Below are 1,612 nucleotides of genomic sequence, written 5' to 3'. Positions count from 1 at the left end.
GCGAGCGTGACCAAGTGCTGCTCGGCGTCACCGGCTCGGGCAAGACCTTCACCATGGCGCATGTGATCGCCAATCTCGGCCGGCCGACCCTGATCCTGGCGCCGAACAAGACACTCGCGGCGCAGCTCTACGGCGAGATGAAGTCGTTCTTCCCGGACAACGCGGTGGAGTACTTCGTCTCCTACTACGACTACTACCAGCCCGAGGCCTATGTCCCGCGTACCGACACCTACATAGAGAAGGACGCGCAGATCAACGAGCAGATCGACCGGATGCGCCACGCCGCAACCCGCGCGCTGCTGGAGCGGCCGGACGTGATCATCGTCGCCTCGGTCTCCTGCATCTACGGCATCGGCTCGGTCGAGACCTACGGCGCGATGACCCAGGACCTCTACGCCGGCCGCGAATACGACCAGCGCAAGGTGATGGCCGATCTCGTGGCCCAGCAGTACCGCCGCAACGACCAGGCCTTCACGCGCGGCTCCTTCCGCGTGCGGGGCGACAGCCTCGAGATCTGGCCCGCCCACCTCGAGGACCGGGCCTGGAAGCTCTCCTTCTTCGGCGAGGAGCTGGAATCGATCACCGAGTTCGACCCCCTGACCGGCCAGAAGACCGACGGTTTCGACCGCGTGCGCGTCTATGCCAATTCGCACTACGTCACGCCCCGCCCGACGCTCCAGCAGGCGGTGAAGGGGATCAAGGCCGAGCTCGCCCAGCGCCTCGACCAGCTCGTCGGCGAGGGCAAGCTCCTCGAGGCGCAACGGCTCGAGCAGCGCACGAACTTCGACCTCGAGATGCTGGAGGCCACGGGCTCGTGCAACGGGATCGAGAACTACTCGCGCTACCTCACCGGCCGCGCGCCGGGCGAGCCGCCGCCGACCCTCTTCGAATACATCCCCGACAACGCCATCGTCTTCGCCGACGAGAGCCACGTCACCGTGCCGCAGATCGGCGGCATGTATCGCGGCGACTACCGGCGCAAGTTCACGCTGGCCGAGCACGGGTTCCGCCTGCCGTCGTGCATGGACAACCGCCCGCTCAAGTTCGAGGAATGGGACGCGATGCGCCCGCAATCGGTCTTCGTCTCGGCGACGCCCGCGGACTGGGAGCTGGACCAGGCCGGCGGCGTCTTCACCGAGCAGGTGATCCGGCCCACCGGCCTCCTCGATCCGCAGGTCGAGATCCGGCCCGTCGAGATGCAGGTCGACGACCTCCTCGACGAGATCCGCAAGACGGCGGCCAAGGGCTTCCGCGTGCTCGCCACCACGCTGACCAAGCGCATGGCCGAGGACCTGACCGAGTACCTGCACGAGCAGGGCATCCGCGTGCGCTACATGCATTCCGACATCGACACGCTCGAGCGGATCGAGATCCTGCGCGACCTCCGCCTCGGGGCCTTCGACGTGCTGGTGGGCATCAACCTCCTGCGCGAGGGGCTCGACATTCCGGAATGCGGGCTGGTCGCGATCCTCGATGCGGACAAGGAGGGGTTCCTGCGCTCGGAGACCTCGCTGATCCAGACGATCGGGCGGGCGGCGCGGAACGCCGAGGGGCGCGTCATCATGTATGCCGACCGGATCACCGGCTCGATGGAGCGCGCGATGCGCGAGAC

1 protein-coding gene is annotated in these 1,612 nt (G+C 67.3%); it reads left to right on the top strand.

Features of this window, described 5'->3' with window-relative positions; genetic code table 11:
* Nucleotides 1-1,612 (top strand): excinuclease ABC subunit UvrB (gene uvrB / locus ACTS11_RS16990; protein ID WP_442641480.1); only part of this gene is annotated, 1,612 nt, incomplete at both ends.

It is taken from the genome of Roseicyclus sp. (assembly GCF_052168335.1).
In the GTDB taxonomy this organism is placed as follows: Bacteria; Pseudomonadota; Alphaproteobacteria; order Rhodobacterales; family Rhodobacteraceae; genus Roseibacterium.
Note: the sequence above shows the minus strand (reverse complement) of the source record. Positions and strands in the feature narration are given on the sequence as shown.